The sequence below is a fragment of the Niveispirillum sp. genome (genome assembly GCF_017996735.1).
In the GTDB taxonomy this organism is placed as follows: Bacteria; Pseudomonadota; Alphaproteobacteria; order Azospirillales; family Azospirillaceae; genus Niveispirillum.
On sequence record NZ_JAGOGJ010000219.1, the window covers coordinates 1 to 6,368 of the forward strand.

Genomic DNA, 6,368 nt, shown 5'->3' on the forward strand with positions numbered 1-6,368 from the left:
GGCGCGCTGAACAATAGCGGCACCATCACCGGCAATATCAAGAACCTGTCCGGCAACGCCCTGGTGATCAATGGCGGCAGCGGCAATGCCGGCGTCTTTACCGGCGGTACCATCACCAGCACGGGCGCCAATGTGGTTCTGGCCTCGGGCAATCTGCTGCTGGGTGATGCCGTCAATGTCGGGTCGAACCGTCTGGTCAATAGCGGTGCCAGCGTGCAGTTGGCAGGCAACCTGAACGTCACCGGCAATTACAGCCAGACGGCGGGCCGTCTTGACTTGAACGGCAATGTCCTGGCGGTCAGCGGGGCGGCCAGCATCACGGGCGGCACCGTGGCCACCAACCTGTCATCCACGGCCAATTACCTGGCCGGCTCGCAGGCCACGCTGGTCGCCGGTGGTGCCGGGTCCAGCTATGCCGGTGTTGCCTTCAGCGGCAGCGTGACCGGCCTGATCGCCAGCGCGACCACGGCCGGCAACAATCTGGTCCTGGCCGCCGCCAACAACTATATCGGCGGCAGCCTGGGCAACCTGACCAACAGCGGCAGCCTGAGCGCGGCCACCGCCCTCTATATCGCCGCCAGCGGCAGCCTGGGCACCCTGACCAACAGCGGCACCATCGCGGGCGACATCATCAACCTGTCATCGCGTGACCTGGCCATTGCCGGCGGGTCGTCGGCGGCGCCGGCCGTGCTGACCGGTCGCAACGGTGCCATGGGCCGCATCGTCAACCGGTCCTCCGACCTGCGCTTCCTGTCGGGTGATACAAGGCTGAACAGCGCCATCGATGTCGGCACCCACAATGTCGTGAATGCGGGGGCGACGCTGCGGATCGACAGCACTGTCAGCATCACCGGCAATTTCACACAGACGGCCGGCGCGCTGGTGTTCGGCGTCGGGTCCCCCACCGCCTACGGCTCGCTGGTGGTCAGCGGCACATCCGGCCTCTCTGGCGGCACGGTCACCCTGACCCCGATCACCGGCACCCCCTTCATGTCGGGCCAGACCTACACCATCGTGCAGTCTGGTGGGGCCATCAGCCTGGGCAATATCAACTTCACGTCGGGGGGCTTCAACATCACGCCGTCCATCGTGTCGGCGGGCGGCGTCAACGATCTGGTCGTGCAGTTGCAGTCCAACTTCACCGAAGTCGGCGTCGTGACGGGCGGGGCGGCGGTCGGCACGGGCGCGGCGCTGGATCAGATCGCGGCCATCACCACCGGCACGCCGGCGGCGGTTGCGGTGCAGACCGAAGTGCTGACGCCGCTGGCGCAGTTGAGCCCCAGCCAGCAGGAAGAGGCCATCACCCAATTGTCGCCCAGCCAGTTGACGCCGCAACTGTCCGTGGTTCTGCCGACGCCGGCGTCGGCCGCCGTGGGGCAGCGTCAGCTGGTGACGTCCAACGCGCTGGCATCGGGCGAACGGGGCCTGGCGGCCGGCGGCGCCGGGGAGAAAGGCGCCGTCTGGGGCCAGATCCTGGGCAACAATGTCTGGCGGGGCACCTCCGGCAATGCCTCCGGATACAAGGGCGACACGTTCGGCCTGATCACCGGTGTCGACTGGTTCGCCACCGAGGAACTGGCCGTCGGCGCCGCGTTCAGCTGGATGCGCAGCGATACCGATGGCCGTGGCCCGATGACGGGGAGTTCGACCAAGATCAATTCCTACCAGTTCACCACCTATGCCACCTGGCGGCCGGAAAGCGCCGACAGCCGGCTGTCGGTGGGCGCGCAACTGGGGGCCGGCCACAACGACTTCAACCAGAATCGCTATATCCAGTTCCTGCAGCGGCAGGCCAGGGCCGACTATGGCGGCAAGCAATATCTGGGCAAGATCGATATCGGCTATGACCTGATCAAGTGGGATGAACAGGTCATCACCCCGAAATGGAGCCTGCGCTCCGTGCGGCTGGTCAATGAATCCTATACGGAAACGGGCGCCGGTGCCGCGGATATGCGGGTGCTGGGCGTGCGGGCGGATGCGCTGACCCAGGAACTGGGCGTGCAGGCCAAGACGGGCTTCAACAGCGTCCTGGGGCCGACAAAGCTGGACCTGGAGATGGCCTGGGTCCATGACTACCTGCAGGGCCCCATCGCCACCACCGGCGTTCTGGGCGGGGTCGCCTTCACCAGCACCAGCGAACGGCCCGCCGCCGATGGTCTGGCCATACGGTTCGGGGCCACGGTGGCGCACAGCGATGCGGTGGATTTCCGTCTCGAATATGGTGGGGAACTGCGCCGCAAGTTCCTGAGCAACACCATCATGACAAGGGCGACCATTCGTTTCTGATCTGACGACCAAAGCCGTGCGATCCCTCTCGCACGGCTTTGGCGTGTCCCCCCTATCCCGATGCACCGGCGCGCGCTGTTGCTGATTTCTGCTCAGCCCGTGCCTGTGCCGGGTATACTCATTGCCAATGTGCATACTGGATGGAAACGATGCTGACAAAGCTGAAGCTGACAATGCCCAACCGTAGGCTGGCGGCCATTGGGGCCGTGGTTGTGGGGATCGTCGCTGCGGCCATCGCCCTGTCCCTGGCCGCCACGAAGGATCGTGCGCCGCCGCCCGCCGCCGCCCCGGTCGATGAGGCGGCCGCCGCATCCAACCCGGACAGTTTCTGGGCAAAGGCCTGCGCCAAGGACCCGGCGGGGGCGGAGATCTGCTATGTCGAGCAATTCGCCATCGCCCAGCCCCAGAATGCCGTGCTGCTGCATGTCCGCATCGGTTATCTGGCGCCGGAAGGCAAGCCCCGGATCATCCTGGCCGCGCCCAATGGCGTGTGGCTGCCGGGTGGACTGACCCTGACGCTGGATCAGAACAAGCCGATAGCCCTGCCCTTCAATACCTGTGATGCCAATGGCTGTCTGGCGGTGGTGGATATGGATCAGGAGGCCCTGAACCAGTTCACGGCGGGCACCGTGCTGATGGTCCGCTATATCCAGGGCAATAACAGCCCCATCGACATTCCGGTGCAGATGACCAATCTTTCCAAGGCCCTGACCACTATCTCCGCGAAATAGGCTGTCGTCTCCCATGAACACCACCCCTCCGCAGCAGCAGATCTCGATGGAGCAGGCGCTGGCCCAGGCGCAGGCGCATTGGAATGCCGGACAGGCCGATCAGGCCGAGCGGCTGTGCCAGCATGTCCTGGCCATCTGGCCCGGGCAGTCCGATGCCTCGCACCTGATGGGGCTGATGGCCCATGCCTATGGCAATCTGCCCGTGGCCATCGACCATCTGCAACGTGCCTGCCAGGCCCCCCGCGCGCCGGCCACCTATCTCAGCAACCTGGCCGAGATGTGCCGGCAGGCCGGCCGGCTGGTCGATGCGGAGGCGGCGGGCCGGCGGGCCATCGCCATCGATCATGGCCTGGTCGCCGGATGGAACAATCTGGGCATCATCCTGCAGGAGGCCGGCAAGTTCGACGAAAGCCTGACCTGTCTGGAACAGGTTGTGATGCTGAAACCGGACTACCCCGAGGCCCAGAACAATCTGGCCAACACGCTGAAGCGGCTGGGCCGTCTGGCCGACGCCAGGCGCCATTACGAGATCGCGCTCAGCCTGGCGCCCCATTATGCCGAAGCCCTGTCCAACCTGTCCAATCTGGCCACCGACATGGGACAGCCCCAGGAGGCGCTGGCCTATGCGCGCCAGGCCATCGACATCAATCCGCGTCTGGCCGACGCCTATATCAATGCCGCCGCCGCCGAACAGTCGCGCGGCGATGACGGGGAAACGCTGCGCTGGGTGGACAAGCTGCTGGCCTTCAATCCCCAGCATATTGGCGGGCTGCTGGTCCGCACCGTGCCTTTGCGGCATCTGGACCGGCTGGACGAGGCGCTGGAGGCCGCGCGCCGGGCGGTGACGCTGGCCCCGGAAAATGGCGAGGCGCATGTGGCCATGGGCGAGGCGCTCCAGGCGCTGGGCCGCACGGATGATGCGCTGGCCGCCTATGACCGCGCCACCAAGCTGCCGGGTCTTGCCCTGGAAAAGGCCATGGTCAATCGCGGCATCTGCCTGGTGGAAATCGGCGAGACGGCGGCGGCACGCGCGGCCTTTGAACAGGTCCTGGCCCTGTTTCCCCGATCGATCTCGGCCTGGTTCAACCTGTCCGACCTGGTCACCTTCCAGCCGGGGGACCCGGCCATCGCGGCGATGGAGGCGTTGCTGGCCCCCACCGTGATCCAGGCCCGCAACGACCGTACCGCCCTGCATTTTGCCCTGGGCAAGGCCTGGCTGGATAGCGGCAATGCCGAGCGGGCCTTCCATCATTTCCAGGAGGGCAATCGTCAGAAGCGTGCCACCCTCAGCTATAATCCCGATGCCATCGAACGCTGGGTGCAGTCCATCGCCGATGCCTTTCCGGCGTCGGTCTTTGCGGCCCCCGACATCGCTGAAGGCGCGGCGGGGGACGACCTGCCGGTATTCGTCATCGGCATGCCGCGCTCCGGCACCACGCTGGTCGAACAGGTGCTGGCATCGCATGCCCAGGTGCAGGGCGGCGGTGAACTGGCCTTGTTGAACCGCATCGTGGACCGCATCGGTCCCTATCCGGCGATCGTCGGACAATTGACGCCGGCCGGCTTTGCGGCCATCGGTCATCAATATGTCGAGCATGTGCGCACCCTGTCCAACGGCAAGCGCCGTTTTGTGGACAAGATGCCCTCGAACTTCCTCTATGCCGGCCTGATCGCCCGCTCACTGCCGCAGGCCCGGATCATTCATGTGCGGCGCAACGCGGCCGATACCTGTTTCTCCTGCTACACCAAGCTGTTCACGCGCGAACAATTATTCACCTATGATCTGGCGGAGCTGGGGCGGTTTTATCGTGATTACGAAAAACTGATGGCCCATTGGCGCCGCGTGCTGCCGCCCGACCGCTTTATCGAGGTGGATTACGAGGATCTGGTGGGCGATTTCGAGCCGCAGGCCCGGCGCCTGATCGACTTCCTGGGGCTGAACTGGGACCCCGCCTGCACCGATTTCCACAAGACGAAGCGCATCATCCGTACCGCCAGCGTCAATCAGGCGCGTGAGCCGCTGTTCACGCGCAGCATCGGCCGGGCCGGACGCTATGCCGCCCATCTGGCCCCGCTGCTGGCGGCACTGGGCATTGAAGAGGTTCCCGTGGTCGCGGAGAAGCCGGTGAAGGCCGCCAGGCGGACCGCCCGGCCGGCAAAGGAACCGGCCCGTCAGGCCTAGGCCGCCCCATCCCCGCTTTCCGGCCGATTGACGAACCCGCGCGCATAGAGATCCCCCATGGACAGCAAAGACATTGAGCTGAAGATCAAACCCCTGCTGGCGGCCGGACGGGGGGCGGAGGTCGAGGCCATGGTGGTGCCTTTGCTGGCCAATGGCGGTGGACCGGCCCCGCTCTGGGCGGTGCTGGCACAGGCGTTCCGGGTGCAGGGCCGGATCGCCGATGCCGTCAAAATCCAGGAAATGCTGGTCGATGCCTTGCCCGGCCATGTCTCCACCCGGTTCGATCTGGCCGAATCCCTGCTGTTGATGGGGGAGTTCGAGCGGGGGTGGCGGGAATATAGCTACCGCTACAGCCTCAACCATACCTACCGGATCGAGCGCAAGGTGCAGTTGCCCCGCTGGGACGGGCGGCCGATCCCGGGCAAGACCCTGCTGATCCATGACGAGCAGGGCTATGGCGACACGTTCCAGTTCATGCGTATGGTCGCCTGGGCCAAGGCGCGCAGCGGCGCCAGGGTGATCCTGGAGGTCAATCACGAGACCCAGAGCCTGGCGGCCCGGATGGGGGGCTTTGATGCGCTGACCCTGCGCGGGGAATTGCCGCCACCCTTCGATCTGCATTGCGAGATGATGAGCCTGCCCATGGTCATGGGCCTGAAACTGTCCGACCTGCCGGGCACCATCCCCTATCTGACCCCTGATCCCGATCGGGTGAAGCACTGGCGCAAACGGCTGGCGGGGGTGAAGGGCCTGAAGGTGGCCGTGGTCTGGGCCGGCCGGCCCACCCATTTCAATGACGCCAACCGCTCCATGACCCTGGCAGCCCTGGCCCCCCTGGCCCAGGAAGGCGTCACCTTCCTGTCCATCCAGAAAGGCCCCAGCGAGGGCGACGTCGCCCGCCCGCCCCCCGGCATGACCATCATCGGGTTAAGCCCCGATATCCACGATTTCGAGGATACGGCCGCCATCCTGACGGTCGCCGACCTGCTGATCTCCGTCGACAGCTCCCCCGTGCATCTGGCCGGCGCCCTGGGCCGCCCGGCCTGGGTGATGCTGCCCTACTTGCCCGACTGGCGCTGGCTGCTGAACCGCCACGACACACCCTGGTACCCATCGGTACGCCTGTTTCGGCAGCCATCCTGGGGCGACTGGACGGGGCTGGTACAGAC

Annotated in this window: 4 protein-coding genes; all 4 read left to right on the forward strand. The window is 65.8% G+C overall.

Annotated elements, in window-relative coordinates:
• Window positions 1-2,286 (forward strand): autotransporter domain-containing protein (locus tag KBA48_RS31750; protein WP_292912679.1); only part of this gene is annotated, 2,286 nt, incomplete at its 5' end.
• Window positions 2,287-2,435: 149 nt separating this feature from the next.
• Entirely contained in the window at window positions 2,436-3,017 is a 582-nt protein-coding gene (locus tag KBA48_RS31755; RefSeq protein ID WP_292912680.1) for an invasion associated locus B family protein, read from the forward strand.
• A gap of 13 nt (window positions 3,018-3,030) precedes the next feature.
• The gene (locus KBA48_RS31760; RefSeq protein ID WP_292912681.1) at window positions 3,031-5,199 is read left to right on the forward strand and encodes a sulfotransferase; all 2,169 of its coding nucleotides are present in this window, start codon (window positions 3,031-3,033) and stop codon (window positions 5,197-5,199) included.
• Between the two features lie 57 nt (window positions 5,200-5,256).
• A partial coding sequence (locus tag KBA48_RS31765; protein WP_292912682.1) for a glycosyltransferase family 9 protein occupies window positions 5,257-6,368 on the forward strand: 1,112 nt, incomplete at its 3' end.